This is a genomic window from Saccharospirillum sp. HFRX-2 (assembly GCF_043196805.1).
Classification (GTDB): Bacteria; Pseudomonadota; Gammaproteobacteria; order Pseudomonadales; family Natronospirillaceae; genus Saccharospirillum.
In genome coordinates, this window is sequence record NZ_JBEBMU010000002.1 from 282,574 (window position 1) to 308,192 (window position 25,619).

Annotated in this window: 24 protein-coding genes; 4 read left to right on the top strand and 20 right to left on the bottom strand. The window is 56.3% G+C overall.

The features are described 5' to 3' along the window. Positions 1 to 8: 8 nt before the first annotated feature. The 3 genes from gspF to ABMA60_RS07940 all read right to left on the bottom strand — a co-directional run bounded on the left by gspF (position 9) and on the right by ABMA60_RS07940 (position 4,959). On the bottom strand, positions 9 to 1,220 hold the full coding sequence (gspF, locus tag ABMA60_RS07930) for a type II secretion system inner membrane protein GspF (protein WP_392801222.1): 1,212 nt from the start codon (positions 1,218 to 1,220) through the stop codon (positions 9 to 11). Continuing rightward, positions 1,220 to 2,713, bottom strand: coding sequence for a type II secretion system ATPase GspE (gspE, locus tag ABMA60_RS07935; protein WP_392801224.1), 1,494 nt, complete (start codon positions 2,711 to 2,713; stop codon positions 1,220 to 1,222). The genes gspF and gspE overlap by 1 nt, the downstream gene beginning before the upstream one ends. Before the next feature lie 83 nt (positions 2,714 to 2,796). Further along, positions 2,797 to 4,959, bottom strand: a complete 2,163-nt coding sequence (locus ABMA60_RS07940) for a response regulator (RefSeq protein WP_392801227.1) — start codon at positions 4,957 to 4,959, stop codon at positions 2,797 to 2,799. 339 nt (positions 4,960 to 5,298) lie between these two features. On the opposite strand from ABMA60_RS07940, the gene ABMA60_RS07945 reads away from it, so the two are divergent. After that, the gene (locus ABMA60_RS07945; RefSeq protein ID WP_392801229.1) at positions 5,299 to 7,839 is read left to right on the top strand and encodes a hypothetical protein; all 2,541 of its coding nucleotides are present in this window, start codon (positions 5,299 to 5,301) and stop codon (positions 7,837 to 7,839) included. A 93-nt stretch (positions 7,840 to 7,932) separates the two neighbouring features. Here the strand turns inward: ABMA60_RS07945 and ABMA60_RS07950 are convergent, their stop codons facing one another. Both ABMA60_RS07950 and ABMA60_RS07955 read right to left on the bottom strand, forming a co-directional pair. Beyond that, positions 7,933 to 8,859, bottom strand: a complete 927-nt coding sequence (locus ABMA60_RS07950; protein ID WP_392801232.1) for an electron transfer flavoprotein subunit alpha/FixB family protein — start codon at positions 8,857 to 8,859, stop codon at positions 7,933 to 7,935. Then, a complete protein-coding gene (locus ABMA60_RS07955; RefSeq protein ID WP_392801234.1) occupies positions 8,859 to 9,608 on the bottom strand; it encodes an electron transfer flavoprotein subunit beta/FixA family protein in 750 nt (249 codons plus the stop codon). Before ABMA60_RS07955 ends, ABMA60_RS07950 begins: the two co-directional genes overlap by 1 nt. Positions 9,609 to 9,884: 276 nt before the next feature. Here ABMA60_RS07955 and ABMA60_RS07960 point away from each other — a divergent pair, with 276 nt between their 5' ends. Beyond that, positions 9,885 to 11,540, top strand: a complete 1,656-nt coding sequence (locus ABMA60_RS07960) for an electron transfer flavoprotein-ubiquinone oxidoreductase (RefSeq protein ID WP_392801236.1) — start codon at positions 9,885 to 9,887, stop codon at positions 11,538 to 11,540. Positions 11,541 to 11,570: 30 nt separating this feature from the next. Here the strand turns inward: ABMA60_RS07960 and ABMA60_RS07965 are convergent, their stop codons facing one another. Continuing rightward, positions 11,571 to 12,092: a DUF1285 domain-containing protein gene (locus tag ABMA60_RS07965; protein WP_392801239.1), complete on the bottom strand. Its 522-nt coding sequence runs from the start codon at positions 12,090 to 12,092 to the stop codon at positions 11,571 to 11,573. Further along, positions 12,079 to 12,699, bottom strand: a complete 621-nt coding sequence (locus tag ABMA60_RS07970) for a TetR/AcrR family transcriptional regulator (RefSeq protein WP_392801242.1) — start codon at positions 12,697 to 12,699, stop codon at positions 12,079 to 12,081. Before ABMA60_RS07970 ends, ABMA60_RS07965 begins: the two co-directional genes overlap by 14 nt. Positions 12,700 to 12,787: 88 nt before the next feature. Between ABMA60_RS07970 and ABMA60_RS07975 the strand changes: the two genes are divergently transcribed. After that, positions 12,788 to 13,663 carry a YiiX/YebB-like N1pC/P60 family cysteine hydrolase gene (locus ABMA60_RS07975; RefSeq protein ID WP_392801244.1) on the top strand — a complete coding sequence of 292 codons (876 nt, stop codon included), beginning with the start codon at positions 12,788 to 12,790 and terminating at the stop codon, positions 13,661 to 13,663. Between the two features lie 17 nt (positions 13,664 to 13,680). On the opposite strand, the gene holB is transcribed toward ABMA60_RS07975, so the two are convergent. The 11 genes from holB to ABMA60_RS08030 all read right to left on the bottom strand — a co-directional run bounded on the left by holB (position 13,681) and on the right by ABMA60_RS08030 (position 22,536). Then, the gene (gene holB, locus ABMA60_RS07980) at positions 13,681 to 14,640 is read right to left on the bottom strand and encodes a DNA polymerase III subunit delta' (RefSeq protein WP_392801247.1); all 960 of its coding nucleotides are present in this window, start codon (positions 14,638 to 14,640) and stop codon (positions 13,681 to 13,683) included. Next, complete coding sequence (gene tmk, locus ABMA60_RS07985; RefSeq protein WP_392801250.1) at positions 14,637 to 15,257, bottom strand: dTMP kinase; 621 nt, start codon at positions 15,255 to 15,257, stop codon at positions 14,637 to 14,639. Before tmk ends, holB begins: the two co-directional genes overlap by 4 nt. Continuing rightward, positions 15,254 to 16,360, bottom strand: a complete 1,107-nt coding sequence (gene mltG, locus ABMA60_RS07990) for an endolytic transglycosylase MltG (protein ID WP_392801253.1) — start codon at positions 16,358 to 16,360, stop codon at positions 15,254 to 15,256. The genes tmk and mltG overlap by 4 nt, the downstream gene beginning before the upstream one ends. Further along, entirely contained in the window at positions 16,353 to 17,168 is an 816-nt protein-coding gene (pabC, locus tag ABMA60_RS07995) for an aminodeoxychorismate lyase (protein ID WP_392801256.1), read from the bottom strand. The genes mltG and pabC overlap by 8 nt, the downstream gene beginning before the upstream one ends. Positions 17,169 to 17,195: 27 nt before the next feature. Then, positions 17,196 to 18,434 (bottom strand): beta-ketoacyl-ACP synthase II, encoded by a 1,239-nt coding sequence (gene fabF, locus ABMA60_RS08000; protein ID WP_392801259.1) that lies wholly within the window; start codon positions 18,432 to 18,434, stop codon positions 17,196 to 17,198. Positions 18,435 to 18,562: 128 nt separating this feature from the next. Next, on the bottom strand, positions 18,563 to 18,799 hold the full coding sequence (gene acpP, locus ABMA60_RS08005) for an acyl carrier protein (RefSeq protein WP_108127175.1): 237 nt from the start codon (positions 18,797 to 18,799) through the stop codon (positions 18,563 to 18,565). An 88-nt stretch (positions 18,800 to 18,887) separates the two neighbouring features. Beyond that, positions 18,888 to 19,631, bottom strand: coding sequence for a 3-oxoacyl-ACP reductase FabG (gene fabG, locus ABMA60_RS08010; protein ID WP_392801386.1), 744 nt, complete (start codon positions 19,629 to 19,631; stop codon positions 18,888 to 18,890). Next, positions 19,625 to 20,563, bottom strand: coding sequence for an ACP S-malonyltransferase (gene fabD / locus ABMA60_RS08015; RefSeq protein WP_392801263.1), 939 nt, complete (start codon positions 20,561 to 20,563; stop codon positions 19,625 to 19,627). The genes fabG and fabD overlap by 7 nt, the downstream gene beginning before the upstream one ends. Positions 20,564 to 20,725: 162 nt before the next feature. After that, positions 20,726 to 21,721, bottom strand: coding sequence for a phosphate acyltransferase (locus ABMA60_RS08020; RefSeq protein ID WP_392801265.1), 996 nt, complete (start codon positions 21,719 to 21,721; stop codon positions 20,726 to 20,728). A 6-nt stretch (positions 21,722 to 21,727) separates the two neighbouring features. Beyond that, the gene (rpmF, locus tag ABMA60_RS08025) at positions 21,728 to 21,910 is read right to left on the bottom strand and encodes a 50S ribosomal protein L32 (RefSeq protein ID WP_108165311.1); all 183 of its coding nucleotides are present in this window, start codon (positions 21,908 to 21,910) and stop codon (positions 21,728 to 21,730) included. Positions 21,911 to 22,002: 92 nt separating this feature from the next. After that, positions 22,003 to 22,536: a YceD family protein gene (locus ABMA60_RS08030; RefSeq protein ID WP_392801269.1), complete on the bottom strand. Its 534-nt coding sequence runs from the start codon at positions 22,534 to 22,536 to the stop codon at positions 22,003 to 22,005. A 59-nt stretch (positions 22,537 to 22,595) separates the two neighbouring features. On the opposite strand from ABMA60_RS08030, the gene ABMA60_RS08035 reads away from it, so the two are divergent. Further along, positions 22,596 to 23,171 carry a Maf family protein gene (locus ABMA60_RS08035; RefSeq protein ID WP_392801271.1) on the top strand — a complete coding sequence of 192 codons (576 nt, stop codon included), beginning with the start codon at positions 22,596 to 22,598 and terminating at the stop codon, positions 23,169 to 23,171. Here the strand turns inward: ABMA60_RS08035 and ABMA60_RS08040 are convergent. Both ABMA60_RS08040 and rluC read right to left on the bottom strand, forming a co-directional pair. Continuing rightward, complete coding sequence (locus ABMA60_RS08040; RefSeq protein WP_392801273.1) at positions 23,168 to 24,160, bottom strand: S49 family peptidase; 993 nt, start codon at positions 24,158 to 24,160, stop codon at positions 23,168 to 23,170. The genes ABMA60_RS08035 and ABMA60_RS08040 overlap by 4 nt on opposite strands. A gap of 15 nt (positions 24,161 to 24,175) precedes the next feature. Next, positions 24,176 to 25,126: a 23S rRNA pseudouridine(955/2504/2580) synthase RluC gene (rluC, locus tag ABMA60_RS08045; protein ID WP_392801275.1), complete on the bottom strand. Its 951-nt coding sequence runs from the start codon at positions 25,124 to 25,126 to the stop codon at positions 24,176 to 24,178. Positions 25,127 to 25,619: the final 493 nt, after the last annotated feature.

Here is a 25,619-nt window from a genome sequence, read left to right on the forward strand (position 1 = left end):
TAGATTTCCTAAGCCACAAAACTGTTCATTTCCATGATGGGCAAGACAATGGCGAGGACGATGATCAGCACAATGCCGCCCATCAACAACACCATGATCGGTTCAAACAAACCAAGCACCGTACTGATCAAATCCTTGATCTGCTGGTCCTCGGCATCGGCGGTGCGTTGCAGCATAGCGTCCAGTTCACCACTGGCCTCGCCACTGGCGATCATGTGCAGCATCATCGGCCGAAAATAGCCGGATTCAGCCAACGCCTTATGCAAGGAACCGCCTTCAGACACCCGCACCGTTGCCGTCCGCACGGCGGCCTGAATTTCCAGATTGGAGACCACCTCAGCGGCGATGCGCATGGCTTCCACCAGAGGCACACCGCTGCCCGAGAGAATGGCGACCGTACCGATAAAACGGGCGGTATTGAAACCCCGGGAAACGCGGCCGATCAACGGCAGGCGCAGCAGCCAGCGATGGGTAATGCGGCGCCGGGCGGGATCGCGATTCCAGATCATAAAACCGAATATTGCCAAAGCAATGACGACCAGGCTGACCAACCACCAGCTTTGCACCCAGTTGCTGGCCGCCAGCAAAGCGCGGGTGGGCCCGGGCAGTTGCTCACCGGTGGAGGTGAACACGCCGATAATGTCCGGCACCACCGAATTGAGCAAAAAGATAACGATGCCGAAGGCGACGAGCGTTAAGAAGGTCGGGTAGATGGACGACATCTGGATCTGTTTGCGGGTCTTTTGCTGGTCTTCCTGATAATCCGCCAGACGATTCAGCACGCGATCAAGATGGCCGCTGTGTTCGCCGGCATCAACGGTGGCGCAATACAGCCGCGGAAAGGCGCGCGGGAAATCGCCCAGGGCGCGCGCCAGACTGTAACCTTCCAACACCCGTGAGCGCACCGCGAGCATCAAACTGCGGATGCGCGCCTTTTCAGATTGCTCCGCCACAGCTCGCAGGCCTTCTTCCAGCGGCATACCCGCAGCGACCAGCGTCGCCAACTGGCGGGTAACCAGGGCCAGATCAGGCACCGAAATCGACGGACCACCCAACAAACCCGGGCGACGGTTCTGGCTTTTCTGGCTGGCTTCAACCTCAACCGGGAACCAGCCTTTGTCGCGCAGTTGCTGGCGCACCTGACGACTGCTGTCGGCTTCCAGTACACCGGTGCGACGCTTGCCGTTTTCATCCAGAGCGGCGAATTCAAAAGCGGCCATTAATAGCTCCGGTAAACGCGCAGAACTTCTTCCAGCGTGGTCAGACCCGCCAGTACTTTGTCTTTGCCGTCCTGCAGGATGCTCGGCGACAGCGTACGGGCATGGCGTTCCAGATCGATGTCACCAGCGCGATCGTGAATCAGCTGACGCATGGCTTCATCGACCCGGATCACTTCATAGAGCCCTGCCCGCCCACGGTAACCAGAATTACGGCAACTGCTGCAGCCGGCAGCGTGATACAGCGTCGGCGGCTGGTTAGGGTCCATGCCCAGATATTCGCATTCAGCGGCATCGGCTTGGTAAGGGGTTTTGCATTCTGGGCACAGAGTTCGGACCAGCCGCTGAGCGACCAGGCCGATTAAGCTGGAAGCCAGCAGAAAGGGTTCGATGCCCATGTCTTGCAGACGCGTTACCGCGCCAACGGCACTGTTGGTGTGCAGCGTCGACAGCACCAGGTGACCGGTCAAACTGGCCTGGACGGCGATCTCGCCGGTTTCATGGTCACGGATCTCGCCGATCATCACCACATCCGGATCCTGCCGCAAAATAGCGCGCAGGCCACGGGCGAAGGTCATCTCCACCTTGGTGTTGACCTGCGTCTGGCCGACGCCGGCGAGGCTGTATTCAATCGGGTCTTCGACGGTCATGATATTGCGCGCATGGCTGTTCAACGCCTGCAGCGCGCCATAGAGCGTGGTGGTTTTGCCCGAACCGGTGGGCCCGGTGACCAGAATGATGCCGTGCGGCCGCTGAATCAGATCGCTCAGCGTCGACATTGCCTGGTCGTGCAGCCCCAAATGCGTCAGTTCCAGGTGCCCCGCCTGCTTGTCGAGCAGTCGCAACACCACGCGTTCGCCATGATTGGCGGGCATGGTGGAGACCCGCAGATCGACTTCCCGACCGGCGACACGCAAACCGATACGACCATCCTGAGGCACTCGCTTCTCAGCGATATCGAGCCGCGCCATCACCTTGATGCGCGACACTAACAAGGGCGCCAGCGCCCGCTTGGGCTGTACCACTTCACGCAATACGCCATCGACGCGAAAGCGCACTGACAGGCGTTTTTCGTAAGTTTCGATATGGATATCCGAGGCGTTTTCGCGCACCGCTTCGGTGAGGATGGCGTTGATAAGACGGATGATGGGCGCGTCATCTTCCTGCTCCATCAGGTCTTCAGTTTCCGGCACCGAGTCGGCCAGCGAGCTCAGATCCAGGGTTTCACCCAGGCCTTCGACCATCTGCATGGCGTCGTCGCTGTCGGTCTGATAGGCCTTATTCAGATGGTCAGAAAATTCCTGATCATTAACCTGCACCTGCGGTAACAGCTGCGGTGCCAGTCGCTGTGCTTCCTGCAAAGCATTGAGGTTGGCGTTGGGCCGATACAGCAAACGCGGACCATCGACGTGCTGGAAGTCGATCACTACGCCGTGCCGTTTGGCAAAGGAAAACGGCAAACGCCGTTCAAATTCGACCGAAGGTACCGCTGTCATTGCGTCATCCCGATATTCAATCCGCTTATCCTTAGCGTAATAGTAACTGTCACGGCCCTGGTGGCCCAGACGGTGGCAGCCGCTTAACCCACCCAGCGCTGCACCAAGGTCACCAGGTTCTCATAACTGACTGGCTTGACCATAAAGTCATCCATACCGGCGGCCAGGCACGCCCTTTCCTGCTCTGGCGTATCTTCCGCCGTCATAGCGATGATCGGTATATGTTCGCCTGAGTTCAATTCCTGCTGGCGAATCAGGCGGGTTGCTTCCAGACCATCCATACGTGGCATCAGGCAATCCATAATGACCAGATCGTAAGGCTCGCCCGAAACGGCCATTTGCGCTGCTTCACGCCCATTGACAACAGAATCGACGGTGACACCGATGCGTTCCAGCAGCCGGCTAATCACCTTTTGCGTTACCAGATTATCTTCCGCCAACAAGACCCGGGTGTTACCACAACGGTAGTCCTGGTCGCGGTCCGGACGATGATCATCCAAAGCACGACGAAATGCATGCAACAACGCATCGCGGGTAATGGGCTTTTCAATAAACTGAAATTTACCGTTGAGATCAGACAATAATCCGCGCTGCAGTTCCGATGCATACAAAAAGACCGAAACCGACTGCCCCTCAAGCTGTTGCAGCAATTGTTGCACCTGCGCCAGGGTATGGCGGGCCGGGCCATCCTGAACCGGAATATTGAGCAGAATAAAATCGGCGGGTTGATCCGCCTCCTGTAACAGACGCTCCAACGGCCAGGTAGAGACACTCATGTCCCAACTGAGAAATTCGGCGCTCAATGCCCGCTCATTGACGGGGCTTAGATCAGACAAGACCACCGAGCGGCCCGCCATAAAGCGTGCCGGCCGGAATGAACTGGCCTGCTGTGACGAGGCGATCATCGGCAGCGACACCCGTATCGTCTTCAAGTGTCCCTTGTCGCGGCTGCTCGCGCTCAACTCGGCGCCCATGGCACGGAACTGGGCCGAGGCGACCATCAGCGTTAACTGATCGGAGACATCCTCGTCTTCCGGCAAGGTATCCATATTGCGATGAATGGCAGACCGCAAGTCCTCGGTGCTGACTTCTTCATTGATGAAATAGAAGGACAGCAACAGGCGTTCTTCTTCACCACGCTGATCGACCGCAATGCGCACCGTGATTTCGCCTTCCTGAGCACTGTCGAGCGCAAAATCCAGCAGGCGGCGGAAGGCATTCGACAACCATTGCGGATCGGACTCGATACGCTCAGGTACCGCCGGATGGTACAGGTAAGCCAGCTCAAGACCGTGCTCATGCGCCTTGCTGCCCATGTCCGACAGCGCATGCTCCAGCGTCTTACGCAGATTGAACACCACCGACTGCGGCACCCGCGCCTGATCGCGTTGCTCAATATAGGCTTCCAGATCATTCACCAGATCGAGAATGGAATGACCACTGCGCCGGGCAATGTTCAACATGCCCTGGTGCTCACTGGAGGACTCGTCGTGACTGAGCATACCCAGCACACCGAGCAGACCGCTGAGCGGGTTTTTAACTCGATGCAATAACTGATTGATAAACCGGCGGTTGGTGGTGGCCTGAATCACATTGGCTTCACGCGCCTGCTCCAGCGCACGCAAGCGCATTTTCAGCTCGTGATTGTGAGTCAAAAAGCCCCACACCAATTCCGATACCCGGCCCGCAGTGCTGACCAGATACAGATAGAGCGCAACAAAGGCCAGGCTGATCAGCCAATGGCCCGCGGTATGCTGTGCGAAGGCGTAATAGGCAGCGACTGGCCACAGCAAAATGGCCAGATAGATACGGACCGTGCGGCCGTACAACGAATATACGAAGGTACCGCCAGCTGCGACGGCCAGCGTATAGAGCAATCCCAACAACTGGATGGGATGATCGGGACCTGCGAGTCGGTACAACAAATAGGCCGACCACAGACCGGCATGCAGAAAACCCGAACCAATAAACCAGTCACGCCAACGGGCCGGGCCCCTGCCATACCAATCATTGAACTGGGCAATCATGATAAAACGCCAGGCCGCCATAATGACCAGCAACAAACCAAACACATAGCTGGCATTGGGCACCGGACCGAGCGAGCGCCACTGCCACTCGAGCAGCAAAAAAACCAGGAAATGCAGGATGGCACTGGGCAGCCCTTGGCGGCTCAGCGTTTCGTCAATACGTTTGAGAATAGCCCTGTCTTTCTGGGCTTTGTGCTGAGGCTTAAAAAACCAGCTCATGACCGCTTCCAATTCATGGACGACCAGCCCCGGCCGCCGAAATTGCGGCAACTATACCCGCAGTTGCAGACAGACCCAACCACTGGCAGCGCTTTTGGTCATTGCTTATCGCCAAAGCCAACCTGGGCGACCGTTAACCCCTCCGTTAAGTGTCTGAACCAAGGCCAGAGTCACCTCGTTTCTGTGAGCCACCTCTTAGTCAATCGTCAATAAATTAATCCTTTATAGATTTCTTTATGTCAATATATTGGCGGTCGCGAGACGGTAGGTTTGGGAATACCTGCTCACTCTGGCAGCTTCAGTCATTTAAGGACGGTTCAACTTATGGAGCTTAACGCTATGGATAATCCTTCTATTACGCCGCGTCAGCCTTGGCGCATCACTCATGCAGCGCTTTGGTTGACGTTGGGTCTTGTATTGGCGGCTTGTGATTCGGGGTCGTCGAGAGTCAGCCCCCAAAAGACCCTTGGAGACATGGAACTCAGCGCATGGGTTGGCTCCAAGGGAAGTCAACTGACCATTAGCGGTGATTTCGAAGACATTGATGACCTCACTTTCTATCTCGGCCAAGACCCAGACTGCAATGTGATTGCCGATGGCGAAACCTGCGCCCAAGAACACAAACTGACCAAACAACCCTACCGTTTCGAAAGCGGCGACCAATACCTCAACCTCACCCAACCCAGCTACGCCCGCTTGCGCTTGGGCAAGCAGGAAGCCACCACCTTGCTGAATACGCAACAGTTCCCGAAAAAGAGTGAGCACCAAGCGGTCTATTTCAAAGGCCGCTTTTGGTTGGTCGGGGGAGGACCGGATTTGGCCAATGAAGGACAGGACGACGACCTCTGGTCCTCCGCCGATGGTATTAACTGGCGACAGGAAACCTCGGTGTACAGCATAAACTCCCAGGTGAAAAATCTGTTTACAGGACGCTTCGGCCACCAACTGGTGGTCTTCAAAGCCGCGGACGATGATTCTGACGCCGGTGAACAACTGTGGCTGATTGGGGGATATCAAGGTGGAATTCAAAACGACATCTGGTCGTCGTTGGATGGCATTAATTGGACCCGCCGAAAAGACTCAACTCCTGAGGGCGATAATCAACAGTTTTCGCCTCGCTACCATCACCAAGTAGCCGTCTTTGATTCGGATGGTAACGGTGAGTCAGAGCTTTGGCTATTGGGCGGCGATGACACTGATGACACTAAAGCTCCTCTGGGCGATGTCTGGACCTCGACCGATGGCATTGACTGGCAACAGGTCGATCTGAAGAATTCGGCTGGGGAAAACGAGCCGCTCTTTTCAGCCCGCGAAGGCCACCAACTAGTGGCCTTTGACGGCGGAGAGGGCAACCAGTTGTGGTTGATTGGGGGCAATAACGGTGGTTTCAATTTAAACTTAAACGACATTTGGTCTTCGCCGGACGGCCAAACCTGGACTAAGAAAAGCGACAACAACGAAGATATAGACAAGCGATTTTCACCACGACGCGGTCACCAAGTGATGGCCTTTCAGGCCGACGGCGACGCCAAACTCCGGTTGTGGTTGGTTGGGGGAACTGGAAATCACGTTAACTGGCTCAATGACGTCTGGTCTTCAGACGACGGCATTAACTGGACAGCACACACCAAAACGCCCTTTGCCTCACGCGCCGACCACCAACTGATCGTCGCCGATGCCGACCACAATGGGCAGGATGAACTTTTGATATTGGCTGGCTATACCGGTAACCATGAACTCAACGACATATGGACCACCAGCGATGGCAACACTTGGAATCAGTTAACCCCCTATCCCGAGTTCAGCGCACGCGACGGTGCCCAGGTCGTCCGCTTCGATGCCGGCCAAGGCGAACGGCTCTGGCTAGTGGGTGGATTTGGCAGAGGTGCCAGCAACGAGGTCTGGTCCTCCGCCGATGGCATCCATTGGGAACAGGTAAAAACAGCCCAGGACAAGCCCCTGTTCGTACCCCGTTCCGCTCACCAACTGGTGGTTTTCGATGCCAAAGGTGATGAGGAAGGCCCGCTGCTTTGGCTAATCGGGGGCCGAGATCGAAGTTCCACATCCCTAAATGATGTCTGGTCCTCGCCAGATGGCATTTCATGGACTCAGCAGGACCTCAGTTGTGAACCCACAGACTGCTTCGCTGGCCGATATGGGCATCAGGTGGTGGTGTTCGAGGCCAAAGGTGATGACGAAAACACTAACCAGGGCGAACAGCTCTGGCTGATCGGCGGATACACCAAACACCCTACTAACTCCGTGAATGACGTCTGGACTTCGACCAATGGCAAGGACTGGAAACGAGTGAAGGCGGAGGATCATACCGCTTTCGAAGCTCGCTACGGTCATCAAGTGGTAGTCTTCGATGCCGACCCGGACAACCGCACCACTCCGGCTGAGATGTGGCTTATAGGCGGCCATGGTGGCGATTACCATAATGATGTCTGGGCATCAAAAGACGGCATCAACTGGGACAAAAAAACACTTAGTTGCCAACCCGTCTCCGTCTCCTGCTTCACTGAACGCCAATTCCATCAACTCGCGGTCTATGCCGCACCCGGCGACACCCATGAACGATTGTGGCTAGTGGGTGGGGATAAAGAAAACGACCGATTAAACGATGTCTGGTCCTCCAGCGATGGTGAAAACTGGCAACTGGAAACCGAAACCGCAGCCTTCTCGCCACGCACCAGCCACCAACTGGTCGTTTTTGACAACCCAGCCCAACCCGACAACAAAGCCCTGTGGGTAATCAGTGGCCGCACAGACCAAGGACCCAGCAACGAAATCTGGCGCTCCACCGATGGTAAAGACTGGCGGTTGTCCATTAAAACCCCATTGCAGATACCACGCCCTCAGAAGCTCGCTGATCGTTAAAACACACGCACAAAAAAAGGCGCTTCGGCGCCTTTTCTGTTTCAGCTAGCATAAACGACGTTCAGTGGCTTGCGTTGGCTGTGGTGGTGACGCTCAGAGCGCCTTTTCCAGCTCTGGCACCGCCTCGAACAGGTCGGCAACCAGCCCGTAGTCGGCCACCTGAAAGATCGGTGCGTCTTCGTCTTTGTTGATGGCGACGATGACTTTGGAATCTTTCATACCGGCCAGATGCTGAATCTGACCGGAAATGCCGACAGCGATATACAGTTCCGGTGCAACGATTTTGCCGGTCTGGCCAACCTGCATGTCGTTGGGAACAAAACCGGCGTCAACCGCAGCGCGCGAAGCACCGACGGCAGCGTCGAGCTTTTCCGCAACCTTGTACAGCAGCTCAAAGTTTTCGCCATTGCCCAGACCACGACCACCGGATATAACGATCTTGGCCGAGGTCAGTTCCGGACGATCGGATTTGGCCAGTTCTTCACCGACAAACTCGGAAACCGCCACTGCAGCTTCAGCGGCAATGCTCTCAACGGATGCACTGCCATCTTCGGCGCAGGCATCAAAGGCGGTACCACGCACGGTGATTACCTTGATGGCGTCTTCAGATTGCACGGTCGCGATAGCGTTACCGGCATAGATCGGGCGCTTAAAGGTATCGGCCGATTCCACGGCGATGATGTCGGAGATTTGCTCCACATCCAGCAGCGCAGCCACACGCGGCATAAAGTTCTTACCGGAGGTGGTGGCGCTGGCCAGAATATGACTGTAGCTCTTACCCTGTGCAGCCACCAAAGCCGCCAGTTCTTCAGCCAGGGCATGCTTGTACAGCGGGCTGTCAGCCAACAGGACGCGCTTGACACCGCTGAGTTTGGCCGCTTGATCGGCAACGGCCTGAGCGCCCTCACCGGCCACCAATACATCGATATCACCACCGATGGCTTGCGCTGCGGTCACGGTATGGGCCGTTGCTGACGACAGCGCTTGGTTATCGTGTTCCGCAATAATCAGAATACTCATCACAGCACCTTCGCTTCGTTCTTCAGTTTGTCGATCAGTTCGGCGACCGAACCAACTTTGACGCCACCTTCGCGCTCAGCAGGCGGCTCGACCTTCAGCGTCTTGACGCTCTTGGTAATGGTCACGCCGTAGTCGTCAGCGGTTTTCTTATCAAGCGGCTTTTTCTTGGCCTTCATGATGTCTGGCAGCTTGGCGTAGCGCGGCTCGTTAAGACGCAGGTCGGTGGTGACGATAGCGGGCATCTTCAGCGCAACAGTCTGCAGACCGCCGTCGATTTCGCGGGTCACCTTGGCGGTATCGCCATCGATTTCCAACTTGGAGGCAAAGGTACCCTGAGCCCAACCAGTCAAGGCGCCGAGCATCTGGCCGGTCTGGTTGTTGTCGCTGTCGATGGACTGTTTGCCGAGAATCACCAGGCCCGGTTGTTCTTCATCGATCACCGCCTTGATCAGCTTGGCAACCGACAATGAGCCCGGCGCTTCATCGGTGGTGATCAGAATGCCGCGATCGGCACCCAGTGCCATCGACTTACGCAGTTGTTCTTCGGCCTTGGCCTCACCGATGGACAGCACGACGATTTCGTCGACCTTGCCCTGCTCTTTCAAACGGACAGCCTCTTCCACGGCGATTTCGCAGAAGGGATTCATGTCCATCTTGACGTTGGCCAGGTCCACATCGCTGTGGTCCGGCTTGACGCGGACTTTGACGTTGTAGTCCACAACACGTTTGACGGGTACCAGTACTTTCATAGTGTCCTCAATCGTCTGGATGCGGTTGCCCGGAAAGCCGGGCCGGTATTGAGATTGGGGCTCATTTAATCCGTTTTAAACGAAAAATTCAAACAGTTGTTTTAATTTTCCCAGACGAGCAGTTAAACTCCCCGCTCGTCGGCGCCCACGGCGACTAATCCGTTCGGCTAGATGGCGCCAAAACAGCAAATTACAACGAACGACAGCCGCACCGTGCCAAAGCGGTTGTTGTGAAGACTCTGCCCCGGCCCACCGGGCGTGAACCAGGAGGTCCCTATGGAACGCGAATCCATGGAATTTGACGTTGTCGTCGTCGGTGCCGGCCCTGCCGGTCTGTCGGCTGCCATCCGCCTGATGCAAGGCGCGGCTGACAGTGGCCAGGAACTGAGCGTCTGTGTGGTGGAAAAGGGATCCGAAGTCGGTGCCCATATCCTCTCCGGTGCGGTGTTCGAGCCGCGCGCTCTGAACGAACTGATCCCGGACTGGAAAGACAAAGGCGCCCCGCTGAACACACCGGTCACCGCCGACGATATCCAGGTGCTGCGCAGTGCCACCAGCGGCATCAAGGTCCCTGGCCTGTTTGCGCCGAGCACTATGCACAACCAGGGCAACTACATCATCAGCCTGGGCAACCTGTGCCGCTGGCTGGCCGAACAGGCGGAAGCACTGGGCGTGGAAATTTTCCCCGGTTTCACCGCCGCCGAAGTGCTTTACGCCGATGATGGTTCGGTAAAAGGCATCATCACCGGCGATATGGGCGTGGCCGCCGACGGTTCGGAAAAAGACGGCTACATGCCCGGCATGGAACTGCACGCTAAGACCACGCTGTTCGCCGAAGGCGCTCGCGGTCATTTAGGCAAGTCGCTGATGGAAAAGTTCCAGCTCAACGCTGATGCCGAACCTCAGCACTATGGCCTGGGCATCAAGGAACTCTGGGACGTCAGCCCCGACGTGCACGAACCCGGTAAAGTCGTCCACACCGCCGGCTGGCCGCTGGACGAACACGGCGCTGCCGGTGGCAGCTTTATGTATCACTTGGAGAACAACCAGGTGGTGGTCGGCCTGATCACCGATCTGAGCTACGCCAACCCCTACCTCAGCCCGTTCGATGAATTCCAACGCCTGAAGCACCACCCCACCTTCGCCAAGGTACTCAAAGGCGGCAAGCGGGTTTCCTACGGTGCCCGCGCCATCGCCAAGGGTGGTATTCAAAGCCTGCCGAAGATGCATTTTCCCGGCGGTCTTTTGATCGGTTGCGACGCCGGCACGCTGAACTTTGCCAAGATTAAGGGCAGCCATACCGCTATGAAATCCGGCATGGTCGCCGCCGAAACCATTCTTAAGCAGGCCGCCCAAGGCTGGGAAGCCGGTCAGGATCTGACCGATTATGATTCTGCTTTCCGTCAAAGCTGGGCCTGGAAGGAATTGCATCAGCAGCGCAACTTCGGCCCGGCGCAACACAAGTGGGGCAACATCCTCGGCTCGGCCTACGCCTTTATCGACATCAATATCTTCCGCGGCAAACTGCCCTGGACGCTGGCGGACACCACCCCGGATTACGCTCAGCTGAAACCCGCTGACCAGTTCCAGCCGATCGACTATCCCAAGCCAGATGGCGAGTTGAGCTTCGATAAACTCAGTTCAGTGTTCCTGTCGAACACCAACCACGAAGAAGATCAGCCGGTGCATCTGAAACTGACCGATCCTGAGTTACCGATTCGTGACAACCTGCCCAAGTTTGCTGAGCCGGCGCAACGCTATTGCCCGGCCGGTGTCTACGAAGTGGTTGAAGGCGACGATGGCAGACCGGCTTTCCAGATCAACGCCCAGAACTGTGTGCACTGCAAAACCTGCGACATTAAAGACCCAGCGCAGAACATCACCTGGGTGACACCGGAAGGTGGTGGCGGTCCGAACTATCCCAATATGTAATACCGAAAAAGGCCCCGAATGGGGCCTTCTTTATGTCTGGGCCAGCAAGAAACGTTGCCCGCTGCTGTCCAGCCAGAGCCGGCCATTGTCGTCCAGGCCGCCTTGCTCCAGCGCCCAGCTTTGCCATTGATACATCAGGTTCTGATGGATTCGTGCTGGTAAGTTACGGCGCCAGGTCATGACCGGGTTTTCCGGCTCAGTGGTGATGTCCAGCGGATGCTCTGCGTCCAGCGGTTGTTGCTCGCCCAGGTTGTTGGTGACGATCCAGGTATCTTCAACAAGATCGGCCGTGACGGCGATAAAGGGCGCAGCCTCGACCTGCAAGCCAACCTTTTCCACCGGGGTGACCAGAAAATAGTCATCGCCGTCGCGCTTGAGTATGTTGGCAAACAGCTTCACCAGCGCCGGCCGACCGATGGGCGTGCCTTCGTAGAACCAGTCGCCGTTGCGGCGAATTTGCATGTTCAGATCGCCGCAGAACGGCGGATCCCAGCGCTCGACCGGCGGGTGTTTCTGATCACCGATCTGTTGCAGTAGATCATCGAGTTTCATTCGATTTTTGTCCTATCAGGGCAACGCTATCCAGCAGGTAACGACTGAATCCGCGTCGATCCTGAATCAGTTCATGGTACAGCTCGTTATCACGCAAGGATGCCAGGCCATCGGCCAGCGTCCAGACCAGTCCGTAGAGAAAACGCAAATCGTCATTGTTAGCATCGACGTCAAGCAATTCGCTGGCAATCTCCGCAAACAGCGCCATGTGATTTCGCTTCAGCCGTTGCCATTGACGATAACGCTCCAGAGTCGAGTTTTCGCTGGCGAGCTTGGTTTCCAGACGCATCATCAGACGATGCTTATCAATCTGCTGAATTCGATACTTAAGGCATTCGCGCAACAGCGTCGCCATATCATTGCTGCGCCGAACCCGATGCAGCATGTCGCCAATGCCCAGTTCGTCGGACAGCAGCATGGCGGCGTAGAGATCATCCTTGCCGGAAAAATGGTGATAGAAAACCGAGCGGCTGATGCCTGCGGTTTGAATCAGTCGGCTGACGGTAACGCTGTCCTCACCGGCCAATAAAAACAGGCTCATCGCTGAATTGAGAATGGCACTCTCGGTGGGATGTCGGTCTTTGACAGGTAAGAGTGTATTAAGCATGAATCTCGATAGAGCGGCATTTAGCGACTAGTCTATAACTGTGGGATCAACCCCGGCAATGCAAGGCAGCGGAGGTAGAGTTGCCCCTATGCTTACTTTTTTGAAACGCTGGTTAACCGAAGAGAAAGACGACCCGGATTATCCGCGCAGCGATTTTCGTAAGCTACGCCACGAGATTCGCAGCGGCGATGTCATTCTGGTAGAGGGACGTTCACGCATTGCCGAGGTCATCGGCATGGTAACGCGCAGCCGTTGGTCTCATGCGGCGCTCTACATTGGCCGACTGCACGACGTTGCGGATCCTATGCTACGCCAACGCATCCGCGCATTTTACGATGGCCAGCCGGATGTGCAGTTGATCGCCGAAAGCCAGCTCGGCCTGGGCACGGTGATTCGCCCTCTGAACGTCTACCAGCACCGTCATCTGCGCATCTGCCGGCCGCGCGATCTGGCGTATGAAGATGTGCAATTGGTGCTTGGTTACGCCATCGGTCGCCTGGGAACCCGATACGATGTGCGCCAGATTCTTGATTTGTGGCGGTTTTATCTGCCTTGGAGTTTGTTTCCGCGACGGTTTCGCTCAACGCTGTTCCGCTGGAAGCCTGGCGGTGGCACTCGCACCGTTTGCTCAACCATGCTGGCAGAGGCCTTTGCTGCAGTGTCCTTCCCGTTGCTGCCTCTGGTAAAACGCGAAGTAAATGGCGATGTCCGACTGTTTCAGCGTAACCCCAAGCTCTGCACGCCCAGCGATTTCGATTACAGCCCCTACTTTGACATCATCAAGTACCCCTATATGGACTTTGAAGGCAACGCCAGCCCGGCCTATCGGTTGATGCCTTGGGAAGGAACGGTATCTCTGACCAGTGAAGAATCGCGGCACTACATTGAAGATGGGCAAGGCAGCGCGGACGAAGCCTTGCCAGCACCGCAAGCGGATAAGAAACGACGTCAGGAAACCGAGTGACGCTGATATAAACCGACCTAACCTGAGGTGAGTTCCAGCCAGCGTAAGGCTAACTGTTCGCTCCACAGCTGGGCATTCAGGTTGGCCTGACCAGCCAGGCTTTCTTTCAGGCTGACGATCAAATCGCGGAAGGCAAACAGCTGGGTACTCGGCAATGCGGATAAAGGCGTCACCACGGGCGCATCCAGATTACTGACGGCGCTATCAGTCTTAAATTGCTGATGTACAGCGCCATCGATCCAGATCATCAATTGCGTCAACAGCACATCGCTGTCCTGGTCAGCGATAAAAGCCGCCAGCGCACTGAAGCCGCGTTCCTGACGAAAGCGCTCTACCCGCTCCTGCCAGGCCGCCAGGGTTTCATCGCTCAACTGTTCGGCCGCTAAGGGCGCACCCGCAGTCAGCGCCAGGCGGTCGTCCAGACGATCGGTCACATTCTGCTGTTGCAGATATTGCTGTGCTTGCTCCGTTGTCGGCCTATCCAGACGCAGCAGACGACAGCGTGAACGCACCGTCGGCAATAACCGCGACAGCGATTCGGTTTCCAGCAACAAGAAGGTATTGGCGGTCGGCTCTTCCAGCATTTTCAGCAAGGCGTTGGCGGCGTTGTTGTTCATGCGGTCGGCGCGCGTTAAGCGAATTACCTTGTTGCCACCTTGCTGGGCGGTTTCGTGCATAAAGTTGGCGATGTCGCGGATAGCATCGACCTTGATGGTATCGCTCTTGCCTTCCGGTTCAATAACGCGCTGGTCCGGGTGGGATCCTGCAGCGACCAGTTGGCAGGCACGACACTGGCCACAGGGCCGTTGTGAGCTCGAGGTACAAAGCAGTTGATGGCTCAGCTGTTGCCCAAAGCGATGCAGACCATCGCCAACCCGACCGATGATCAGGACGGCATGGGGCAGTCGCTCAGACCGATAGGCCTGCATCAATCGTTCATTGGCTGGCTGCAACCAGATGGGCAAGGCTGAATTCATGCGAAACGCTCCTCCAGTACCGCACGGAGCTGCTGACTCAGAGTTTCAATATCGACGGAAGCATCGAGTCTCACGATACGCTCTGGATGTTCCTGATAACGCCGTTCATAGGCCGCTCTGGCGCGCTCGAAAAAGGCCAAATCCTCGGCTTCGATACGATCCAATTCACCGCGTTGGCGCGCCCGCGCCAGACCCACTTCGATCGGACAGTCCAACCAAAGCGTCAAATCCGGTGCAAAGCCATCGAGTACCCAGTGCTCCAGCTCCTGCAAGCGCGACCAGGGCAACTCACGGCCGCCGCCTTGGTAGGCAAAGGAGGCATCGGCAAAGCGGTCGCTGATGACCCACTGCCCGGCCGCCAAGGCCGGTTGAATCACCTGGGTGAGGTGTTGCCGGCGGGCGGCAAACACCAGTAACAATTCGCTCCAGGCATCGAGCGGTTCTTCATCGTGTGACAGCACGATGGAACGAATACGTTCAGCCAGCGGCGTGCCACCGGGCTCACGGGTGACCAGAGGAGCACCGAAGCGTTCAGTAACCCAACTTTCCAGCACCGATCGCTGCGTCGTTTTGCCAGCACCTTCGAGGCCTTCAATACTGATAAAGCCAGCGGTCATGGTGCGCTGTCCTCAGGTGCAGTGGCGTCGTCAGGCGTAGTAGCGTCCTCACCTGCAGTGGCGTCTGTTTCGTCTGCCGGAGGTGGCGCTGAGCGGTAATCGTCACGGCGGCGGCCAAAACGCTGATATTCACGCACCGCCGCGCGATGTTCATCGTAGGTATCCGAAAACAGATGAGTGCCATCACCCTTGGCAACAAAATAGAGGGTGGTGCCATCGTCAGGGTTAACGGCTGCTTCCAGAGCGCCGCGACCGGGACTGGCAATAGGCGTGGGTGGTAAACCACCACGACGATAGGTGTTGTAAGGGGTATTACGCTGCAGATCGGCGCGTGTCAGGTTGCCGTTGTAGTCTTCACCCAGACCATAGATGACTGTCGGATCGGTCTGTAAACGCATGCCCTGCTGCAGTCGACGGCTGAACACGCCGGATATCTGTGGGCGCTCAAAGGCGGCACCGGTTTCCTTTTCGATAATCGACGCCAGGATCAGTGCTTCATAGGGCGTTTCAACAGCCCGGTCGTCGGCGCGCATCGCCCAGGCCCGCTCCAGTTCAACTTTCATTTGCTGATGGGCGCGCCTTAATACTTCGACGTCAGTCAAGCCACGCTCAAACAAGTAGGTGTCCGGGAAGAACCAGCCTTCAGGATTGCTCTGTTCAATGCCCAGCAGCTCTGCCACGGCTTGATCCGACAAGGACGGCAGTCTTTGCTCCAGGTGTTCATGCAGCATCAACGCGACACGAATCTGCTGGAAATTCCAGCCTTCAATAAACTGCACTGAACGCAGTACTTTGTCACCGGCGACCATACGGGCGATCGCCTGGCTGGGTGATTCATCCGGTTGCAGCCGATATTCGCCACGCTGAATGGCGGTCTGGTCGGTCAGGCGCAGCCAAATCTCATGCAGGCGGGGTTCGCCGATCCAGCCTCGGTTGGCGAAGTCGTTCAGCACGCGCTTTAACGAGGCTCCGTCTTCGACCTGATACAGGGTCGCTTCAGAGAGCTCTAATGGGGATGTCAGTTGGTCCCGCGCATACAGCGCTAAACCGGCTCCGGCAATAATGCCTACCAGAACCAGGGCGATCAGTAGTCGTTTAATCACTCGGTAGTCCAATCAGATTGCGCAAGTCTGCCAGCTCAGAGGCCGTTGGCAGAGCGATGGCCTGGTCATCCACAGAGGCCACGGGCACGATTCCCATCAGGGCGTTAGCCAAGAGAATACTCGTTGCTTGAGGCAAACTCTGCACCGACCAGTCTGCTTCCATAAGGCTGCCCAGGCGCAGCCAGCGACGGCGAATAATGCCATTCACACCGGCCTGATCCAAGGGCGGTGTCTGCCATTGTGAGCCCGCCTTAATAAAGATATTACTCATGCTGCCTTCCACCAGGCGGCCATCGGGTAATGCCAACAAGGCTTCATGGGCACCGGCAGCTCTGGCACTTTGACGGGCCAACACAGAGTCCAGTCGATTCAGATGTTTAACGCCCGCCAACACCGGGTTAATCGATGCTGGGACGGCAGAATGAACCACCTTGGCGGCCCCACTGTGCCAGTCAGGCTTGTGGTAGTCGGTCAGTTGAATCAGCCGGTCGCAGGCCTGTTGCGCCGGATCGTAGTCGTAGCCGCGGCCAGGCGCGCGTCGTAACAGCATGATCTTGCAGATCAGCGGCGTGTTTTGTGACGGCAAGACCTGCGTCAATTCCGCTTCAAGCTGCTGCTGGTCCGATGCGCTCCAGCTTAAGCCAAGTCGTTGCGCACCTTCGTTCAGACGCTGCAGATGGTCGTCCCAGAAACGCACCTGTCCCTGCTGTACCCAGCAGGTTTCGAAGATACCGTCGCCATAGGCGAGCGCACGATGACGGCTATCGATCTGATCGGTGGGCTGGCCGTTGAGAAAATTCAGATTCATAAAAAAACGGGGCCGAAGCCCCGTCCTTTAGACTTTGCTGAAGACCAGCGTGCCATTGGTTCCACCAAACCCAAAGGAGTTCGACATGGTGTGCGTCAGCTTCATCTCACGCGCAGTGTTAGGCACGTAATCCAGATTACAGCCTTCACCAGCCTGTTCGAGGTTGATGGTCGGCGGTGCAACCTGATCGCGAATCGCCAGCACACTAAAGATGGCTTCGACCGCACCAGCGGCACCCAGCAGATGACCAATCATCGACTTGGTTGAGCTCATCACAGCCTTATCGGCATCGGCACCATAGAGTGTTTCAACCGCGCGACTCTCAGCGACATCACCGACTGGCGTGGAGGTGCCGTGAGCGTTGATGTAATTGATGTCGGTCGCGTTCAGGCCAGCGTCGGCGATGGCGTTGCGCATGGAAGCGCAGGCACCGGCACCGTCTTCGGGGGGTGACGTCATATGGTAGGCATCGCCACTCATGCCAAAGCCAGTCAGCTCGGCATAGATGGTCGCCCCACGCGCTTTGGCGTGTTCATACTCTTCCAACACCAGAATACCGGCGCCGTCGCCGAGCATGAAACCATCGCGGTCTTTGTCCCAGGGGCGGCTGGCGTGTTCCGGGTCATCGTTGCGGGTCGACAACGCACGAGCGGCGCCAAAACCCGCAATACCCAGCTGGGTTGAGGCCATTTCAGCACCGCCAGCAATCATGACATCAGCATCACCGTAGGCAATGGTGCGGCCGGCGTAACCGATGTTGTGCGTACCGGTTGTACAGGCAGTGGTGATGGCGATGTTAGGGCCTTTAAAACCGTAATCGATCGATAAATAGCCGGAGATCATATTGATGATCGCCGAAGGAACGAAGAACGGAGATACACGACGCGGGCCAGATTTTTCCAGCGCAGCGTGGTTGCGTTCAATGCTATCCAAACCACCGATACCTGCACCGATGGCCAAGCCGATGCGGTGTGCATTGGCTTCTGTGGCTTCTAGACCCGAGTCACGGATGGCTTCAGCAGCGGCGGCATAGCCATATTGGATAAAACCATCCATTTTTTTGGTGTCTTTGGGGTTGATCGTCAACGTCGGATCAAACCCTTTAACCGTTGCGGCAAACTTAGTGCCGTATTTTTCAGTATCAAACAGCTCAATGGGAGCAGCTCCGCTCCGGCCGGCCAGAATGCCTTCCCAGGTAGAACGGAGATCGTTCCCCAGTGGGCTGATGCATCCAAGACCTGTGACTACGACTCTGCGGCGTGACATAGAATCCTCCAATGCCAATATTTTTCTGTGATGGACAACGCCATCATCCAGAAACTAAAAAAGCCGTACTGCCTGGCGACAATACGGCTTCAATATCAGAATAGAACGGCTGCCTAGCGGCCGGTTCTTCAGCCCAGGTGGGCGTTGATATAGTCGATCGCGTCCTGGACAGTCGCCAGCTTCTCAGACTCTTCGTCCGGAATCTCGGTTTCGAATTCTTCTTCCAGCGCCATCACCAGGTTAACGGTGTCGAGTGAGTCGGCACCCAGGTCGTCAACGAATGACGCTTGGGCGGTTACGTCTTCTTCTTTAGCGCCCAGCTGTTCGCAGACGATTTTCTTGACGCGATCTTCAATGTTGCTCATTGGAACACTCCCTAATTGGAATCAGCACCGTTCAGTGCGCGTTAGTGTATTAAAAGCCATCGCTGACGGGCAAGTCAAAACCACCCGATCAGCTCATGTACATGCCGCCGTTGACGTGCAGCGTCTCACCAGTGATATAAGACGCCGAGTCGCTGACCAAAAAAGCAACGGCCGCGGCAATTTCTTTCGGATCGCCCAAACGACCCAGAGGTACTTGCTTGAGCAAGGCCTCACGGTTCGCTTCAGGCAGGTCATCAGTCATATCCGTGGCAATAAAGCCAGGAGCGACAGAATTCACAGTAATGGCACGTGAACCAATTTCGCGTGCCATGGAGCGCGTTAAACCTTCCAGCCCGGCTTTAGCAGCAGCGTAGTTTACCTGACCAGCATTGCCGGACGAAGCCACGACAGAAGATATATTCACAATTCGGCCCCAACGAGCACGAGTCATGGCTTTAATCACGGCTTTGCTCATGCGAAAAGCAGAGCTCAGGTTAGTGTCGATAACACTGTCCCACTCGGCTTCTTTCATGCGCAGAAAGAGGTTGTCCTGGGTAATACCAGCGTTGTTAACCAAGATAGCCGGATCACCAAATTCTTCTTTAAGCGAAGCCATCAAGGCATCAATGGACTCAGCTTCGGTCACATTCAGACGATAGCCTTTACCTTCGATACCGGCGGCTTTAAAGCGCTCGGTGATTTTCTCGGCACCGCTGTCTGAAGTCGCGGTCCCCGCGACGCGGTAACCTGCTTTACCCAATTCATCGGCAATGGCAGCGCCAATGCCGCGGCTGGCGCCGGTTACCAACACCAGTTTGGCGTCACTCATGATGCACTCCCTATGCGACCCTGGAACGCAGCCAGACTGCCCAAGGCGGTCAGTTCAAGGCTGCTATCAATACGTTTGTTCAAACCGGTCAATACCTTGCCCGGTCCGCACTCTATGGTTTCGGTAACACCCTGACGTACCAGTTCGGCCACAGATTGCGACCACAGAACAGGGCGATACAGCTGTTCAATCAAATTCGGCTTAATCGTCTCGATGCTACGCTCGGCACGGGCAGTAACGTTCTGCACCACCGGAATGCGGGCATCCGCCAAGGTCAAACTGTCCATATACTTAGCCAGTTCGTCAGCGGCATCACGCATCAGACTGCAATGGGATGGCACACTGACCGGCAATGGCATGGCTCGTTTAGCGCCAGCTTCTTTCAAAACTTCAATAGCGCGTTCAACGGCTTCTTTGGTACCGGCAATCACCACCTGGCCCGGCGTGTTGAAGTTAACCGCTTCAACCACACCGACGTCGCCAGCCTGCCGACAGCCTTCAATCACAGCATCGTCGTCCAGGCCGAGAATCGCAGCCATTGCGCCCTCGCCTGCTGGAACGGCGGCTTGCATCAACTGGCCGCGTTTTTCGACCAGACGTACGGCTTCAGCCAAAGGCATTACATCTGCAGCAACCAACGCCGAATATTCACCGAGACTGTGGCCTGCCAGCATCGCGGGCTGGGCACCACCTTCAGCGCACCACAAACGCCAAACAGCAATACTGGCTGTGAGCAATGCAGGCTGAGTTTTCTCAGTACGATTCAGCTCTTCCGCCGGACCCTGATTCACCAGCGCCCAGAGGTCATACCCCAGAGCATCGGAGGCTTCAGCGAAAGTGTCACCGATCAGCGGATAGTGTTCCGCCAAGTCACTCAGCATACCTACCTGCTGGGAACCTTGGCCTGGAAACACAAACGCGAACGATTGAGACATGATGCTTTTCCTTTCAATCTCGGATGGGCTACCCAGACAGGGTAGCTTGTCTGGCGTGCATTATGGTCTGCAACGCGACTCAGTAAAGAGAGACGCTGTTAAAACATTTATGAACCCAGGGAAAAGCTGGAGACTAATTATTGACCGATGAACCAGAATGACTCAGTCAGCCAGCAATGGATCGAGCCGCCGCAATACACGCTGGCTCCAGCCACCTTCAGTCGCTTCGACAGCACGAATAATAGCGGCTTTAAAAGCCACTTCATCGGCATGACCATGGCTTTTAATCACCGTCAGCCCCGTCCCAGCCAGCAAGGCCCCGTTACTTGCCCGAGGGTCCAGCTGGTTGAGCAGCGGTTCCAGGCGCTTACCCAGCGCCCAACCCATCACCTTGCCAACCAAGTCACCGCCCAACTGTTGTTTTAGGGCGGATAGCAGCAAGTCCACGGTACCTTCAGCTGACTTGATAACGGCGTTGCCGGTAAAACCGTCGGTAATAACCAGGTCATAGTCACCACGGAAGATAGTATTGGCTTCAGCAAAACCTAGAAAATCGACGTCAGACCAGTTGCTCAATCGTTCGGCAGCCAGATGTAAGGCCGGTGGTCCTTTGTTGGCTTCCACACCAAGATTGAGCAAAGCCAGGCGTGGTTTGCGACTGTTGCGATCGCTGGCGATGGCCAGTCCGACCGCGGCAAAACCCAGCAACTGCTCGGCAGAGGCGGCGAAAGAAGCGCCCAGGTCGAGCATCAATACCGGTTGCCGCGCGGTCGGAACCCAGCTGACCAGCGCCGGTCGTTCAAGCGCCGGGTGAACCAGGCTGTGCCGATGCAACAACGCCATCAACACGCCGGTGTGTTCGGAGGAAACCAAAGCGTCGGCTTCTTCTTTAGCGAGGCACTGAGCCGCAGCTTCAATAGCGCTGTGATAATCGTGACGCAGCAAGCGTGCCGGATTCAAACCAGCAGGCAAGCGCCCTTCACAGGGACGAAACGACATATTGGGCGGCAAAGAACCCAGGAAAGGCTGACAACTTTGGGGCTGACCGAAAAGAATGGCGCGATGGTGAGGGTGGTGCTCGAAAAAATCGATAGCGGCAGGCAGTAATTGGGAGGGGCCTTGATCCCCTCCCTGCAAGTCGATGGCCAGAACAGCCACCGGAACTTACTCGCCGTCGGCGTCCGCGATGACCTTACGGCCTTTGTAGAAGCCGTCCGGAGAGACGTGGTGACGACGATGGGTTTCGCCGGTAGTCGGGTCGACTGCCAGAGCGGTACCCTTCAGAGAATCGTGAGCGCGACGCATTCCGCGACGGGAACGAGTCTTCTTGTTCTGTTGAACTGCCATGGCCGTAGCCTCCTGATGTATAACAATTAACTGAATCAAAGCTGGCAGCGCCAACTTTGGCTGTTATTTTCCGGTTAGCCTCACCGGACCTTTCAGTCCTTTTTCAGTGAAGCCAACACCTGAAAAGGGTTATCCCGAGCTGGTTCCGGCTGGGCAGAGCCCTGCTCATCCTGCGCCGGTGCAAACTCGGTCTGAATCCGACATTCCGTTTCTTCGTGCATGGCCTGCAAAGGCAGACACAGCAACAACTCTTCTTCCAGGATCATGGCCGGATCCAAAGACTCATCCGGCAACAACATCAAAGGCTCATCGTCAGCCGGTAGCGCCTTGGCCATTTCATCGTTGTAGACGATGGCGAGGCGGAACTGACTATCCAGTCGTTGCTCCATTGGCTGCAGACAACGCTGACATTCCAATTCGACACAACCACTGACATTCCCTGCCACGATGCGGCGATATTCCTCATCCTGGAAGAAATCCAACTGCGCCTCGACACTGCCATCGATACGCAAGACAGCATCGCTTAAACGAGTCAGTCGAGCGGGCGATACCCGGCCGCTGAGGGACGTTTTTTGCTCCGCCAGCTTGTACGCATCGAGGTGATCAGGAAGCTCGGATTTCGACATAGGCGCGGTATGATACGGATGAGCGGTTTCAAGTCAAAAGTTTTTAGGAGTTCATCGCCATGCAAGCCCCATTACTACTGGCTTCCACCTCAAAATACCGGGCGGAACGACTGGCATCGCTGGGTTTGAGCTTCAAGCAAGCCGCGCCGCATTGCGACGAAAGCCCCCTGCCTGGAGAGTCGCCAGACGCCCTGGCTCTAAGGCTGGCTCAAACCAAGGCGCAGAGCCTGAGCAATGATTTCCCCAACCATCTGATCATTGGCAGCGACCAAACAGCAGCGGCTCCGGACGGTTCCTTGCTGTCAAAGCCCGGGACCGCCGAACGCGCCTGTGCCCAATTGCTTGCCTGTTCAGGGAAAAGCGTGGTGTTTTACAGTGGCGTTGCCTTGGCTGGAGCCATCGAAGATGCCTGGCTGGTCACCACCGAAGTCTGTTTTCGGACCTTGACCAGAGCAGAAGTTGAGCGCTATGTGGCGGCGGAACAACCGCTGGACTGCGCTGGCAGCTTTAAAGCCGAAGCCTTGGGTATCACCCTGTTTGACTGGATTCGCAGTGATGATCCCAACGCCCTGATCGGTCTGCCGCTGATTTCACTGGCGCAGCGACTGCGCCAGGCTGGCCATTCGTTGCCTTAGCGCAGCTCTAGTTGCTCAGTCACGCCCAGCTTCACCAGTGTCTGAGCAATGCCTACCCCCAGATTGCGAGCAAACTTCTGCAACGGCGTCAGATGCGCGGAGAAATCGACTAACTGCGGATAACCCAAATCGCGGGCCAACTCAGCCGTTGATTTGATGCCATCGATCAAGCCTAACTCCACCGCCTGATCGCCGGTCCAGACCAAGCCGGAAAACAACTTATCATTGCTTTCATCCAGACGATCACCACGACCGGCGCGCACATCCTCGATAAATTGTTGATGGACATCGTTCAATAAGGTTTCAAACAGTTCGCGCTCTTCCGGATCAACCGGCTGGAACGGATCGAGAAAGGCTTTGTGTTCACCGGCGGTGAATTCACGACGCTCGATACCAAGACGCTCAATCAGATCTTCAAACCCAAAACTGGCGGCGGTAACACCAATAGACCCCACCAGACTGGCACCATTGGCGTAAATATTCTCAGCGCTGGCGGCGATGTAGTAAGCCCCGCTGGCGCCGGTATCGGCAATCACAGCATTAATCGGTATGTCGGGATGCAGTTCACGCTGCCGGCGCACTTCATTATAGATGTAGGACGACTGCACCGGGCTGCCCCCGGGGCTGTTAATACGCAGAATAACGGCTCGGGTATCCGGATGATTCAGGGCGGATTGCAAGCTGGCGAAGATATTGTCAGCACTGGCTATTTCACCGTCGGCGATTACGCCACGCACTTCAACAACAGCCGTATGGCCGCCGGTTTTATCCGGTATATGGTCGGCTTTGAACGACTTGCCAAGCAACAGCAACCACAGCAAAGCAAACAGATAGATAAACGTCAGCAGCTTAAAAAAGATGCCCCAGCGACGCTGCTTTTTCAGTTCCGCTGTATTGGCCAGCACGACTTTTTCGATCAACTGCCACTCTTTGCGCGAACCAGCCCAGTTTTCAGTGCCGTCCGTTGAAGACCGATCTTTTCCAAACATAGCGTATCGCCTGTATTAACAATGAGAGTCCGCTGACAGTCGCTGCAGCAAACCCGCTAACGACCGCTCTAGCGGCGCCTCTACAACCAATTCCACCCCGGTGTCCGGGTGCGGCACCCTAAGCTGAGCCGCGTGCAAAAACAAGCGTTCCAGCCCCATCTCACGGCACAACTGATCTGCCCGACCGCTCTGGTATTTACTGTCCCCTAGAATTGGATGGCCCGCATGCTGACAATGCACCCGAATCTGATGCGTCCGGCCAGTCACCGGTTGAGCCTCCACCCAGGTTGCCTGCTGATAGGCTTTGAGCACGCGAAACCGGGTTAACGACGCTTTGCCATCGGGCGCGACACGCACGAATCGCTCAGCGCCGACCGCCTGCTGCTTGCGCAAAGGGGCATCCACTTCGATCACCTGGTCTGACCAGCGGCCATGAACCAGACACCAGTAGGTCTTCTTGACCGTCGACTTGGTGCGAAACTCCGCCTGCAAGGTCGTCAAGGCGCTGCGTTTTTTGGCAATTAACACCACGCCGGAGGTGTCTTTATCGAGACGATGCACCAGCTCGACAAACTTAAGTTCGGGTCGCATCGCTCGGTAGGATTCGATCAACCCCAGACGAATGCCCGAACCACCATGCACCGCCAAACCCGAGGGCTTATTGATCGCTACCACAAAGTCATCTTCATAAAGAATGGCGTTATCCAGATGCTGCTGCAGTGATTGGCCCGGCATCACCGTTGCTGTCGAGGCTTCCGGCAAGGTGACTGGCGGCAGGCGAATCTCGTCGTCTGCAACCAGACGATATTCCGGCTTAACGCGCTTGCCGTTCACCCGCACCTCGCCTTTGCGCAGCACCCGGTAGACACGACTCTTGGGTAGCTTCTTCCAATAACCGATCAGGAAATTATCAATCCTCTGACCGGCTCTATCCATCTCGACGCGATAAAAACTGACTTTTGACACGGTAAAAGCGCCTGCAATAAAAGGCGCATGATACCAGTCTCTCAGCCTCGCTTCAGCGGTGATAGTCAGAACCTAAGAGACCCCAGAGCATTTATTGATGGGTTGTAATCTTGGTGCTAAACTCCAGCGAGCTGGGAGTCCGTAACTCCCCCCGCCCAGAGACCACACAGGCGGCCGGGAAGCGGAACCCAACCACCAGAACGATGACAGGCATCGTTCTAAACGAATTGGTTGGGCAGCAAGTACAGTTTAAAACAGCGTATGACGTTGGGTTCATACGGAAGAAAGCACTTCACCACAAACCGCAAGTGCTTCTAAAAAGAGCCGGCATCCCCGTAAGACTCTTTCCGTTGCCCGGCTGTTCATGGACGACGACACCGACCCGCTGTGGTGCCCTTTCGCCACAGCCGTGTAACTTGCGTGATCCTTGGTATTTCGGTGTCCGCCCGCCTGTAGACCCTGCCCTTGCTGCTCTGTCACTCATTACAAGCAG

Excerpts from the sequence above, each read along its gene's own strand:
- gspF (WP_392801222.1), bottom strand. The coding sequence starts at position 1,220 with ATGGCCGCTTTTGAATTCGCCGCTCTGGATGAAAACGGCAAGCGTCGC.
- gspE (WP_392801224.1), bottom strand. The coding sequence starts at position 2,713 with ATGACAGCGGTACCTTCGGTCGAATTTGAACGGCGTTTGCCGTTTTCC.
- ABMA60_RS07940 (WP_392801227.1), bottom strand. The coding sequence starts at position 4,959 with ATGAGCTGGTTTTTTAAGCCTCAGCACAAAGCCCAGAAAGACAGGGCT.
- ABMA60_RS07945 (WP_392801229.1), top strand. The coding sequence starts at position 5,299 with ATGGATAATCCTTCTATTACGCCGCGTCAGCCTTGGCGCATCACTCAT.
- ABMA60_RS07950 (WP_392801232.1), bottom strand. The coding sequence starts at position 8,859 with ATGAGTATTCTGATTATTGCGGAACACGATAACCAAGCGCTGTCGTCA.
- ABMA60_RS07955 (WP_392801234.1), bottom strand. The coding sequence starts at position 9,608 with ATGAAAGTACTGGTACCCGTCAAACGTGTTGTGGACTACAACGTCAAA.
- ABMA60_RS07960 (WP_392801236.1), top strand. The coding sequence starts at position 9,885 with ATGGAACGCGAATCCATGGAATTTGACGTTGTCGTCGTCGGTGCCGGC.
- ABMA60_RS07965 (WP_392801239.1), bottom strand. The coding sequence starts at position 12,092 with ATGAAACTCGATGATCTACTGCAACAGATCGGTGATCAGAAACACCCG.
- ABMA60_RS07970 (WP_392801242.1), bottom strand. The coding sequence starts at position 12,699 with ATGCTTAATACACTCTTACCTGTCAAAGACCGACATCCCACCGAGAGT.
- ABMA60_RS07975 (WP_392801244.1), top strand. The coding sequence starts at position 12,788 with ATGCTTACTTTTTTGAAACGCTGGTTAACCGAAGAGAAAGACGACCCG.
- holB (WP_392801247.1), bottom strand. The coding sequence starts at position 14,640 with ATGAATTCAGCCTTGCCCATCTGGTTGCAGCCAGCCAATGAACGATTG.
- tmk (WP_392801250.1), bottom strand. The coding sequence starts at position 15,257 with ATGACCGCTGGCTTTATCAGTATTGAAGGCCTCGAAGGTGCTGGCAAA.
- pabC (WP_392801256.1), bottom strand. The coding sequence starts at position 17,168 with ATGAATCTGAATTTTCTCAACGGCCAGCCCACCGATCAGATCGATAGC.
- fabF (WP_392801259.1), bottom strand. The coding sequence starts at position 18,434 with ATGTCACGCCGCAGAGTCGTAGTCACAGGTCTTGGATGCATCAGCCCA.
- acpP (WP_108127175.1), bottom strand. The coding sequence starts at position 18,799 with ATGAGCAACATTGAAGATCGCGTCAAGAAAATCGTCTGCGAACAGCTG.
- fabD (WP_392801263.1), bottom strand. The coding sequence starts at position 20,563 with ATGTCTCAATCGTTCGCGTTTGTGTTTCCAGGCCAAGGTTCCCAGCAG.
- rpmF (WP_108165311.1), bottom strand. The coding sequence starts at position 21,910 with ATGGCAGTTCAACAGAACAAGAAGACTCGTTCCCGTCGCGGAATGCGT.
- ABMA60_RS08030 (WP_392801269.1), bottom strand. The coding sequence starts at position 22,536 with ATGTCGAAATCCGAGCTTCCTGATCACCTCGATGCGTACAAGCTGGCG.
- ABMA60_RS08035 (WP_392801271.1), top strand. The coding sequence starts at position 22,596 with ATGCAAGCCCCATTACTACTGGCTTCCACCTCAAAATACCGGGCGGAA.
- ABMA60_RS08040 (WP_392801273.1), bottom strand. The coding sequence starts at position 24,160 with ATGTTTGGAAAAGATCGGTCTTCAACGGACGGCACTGAAAACTGGGCT.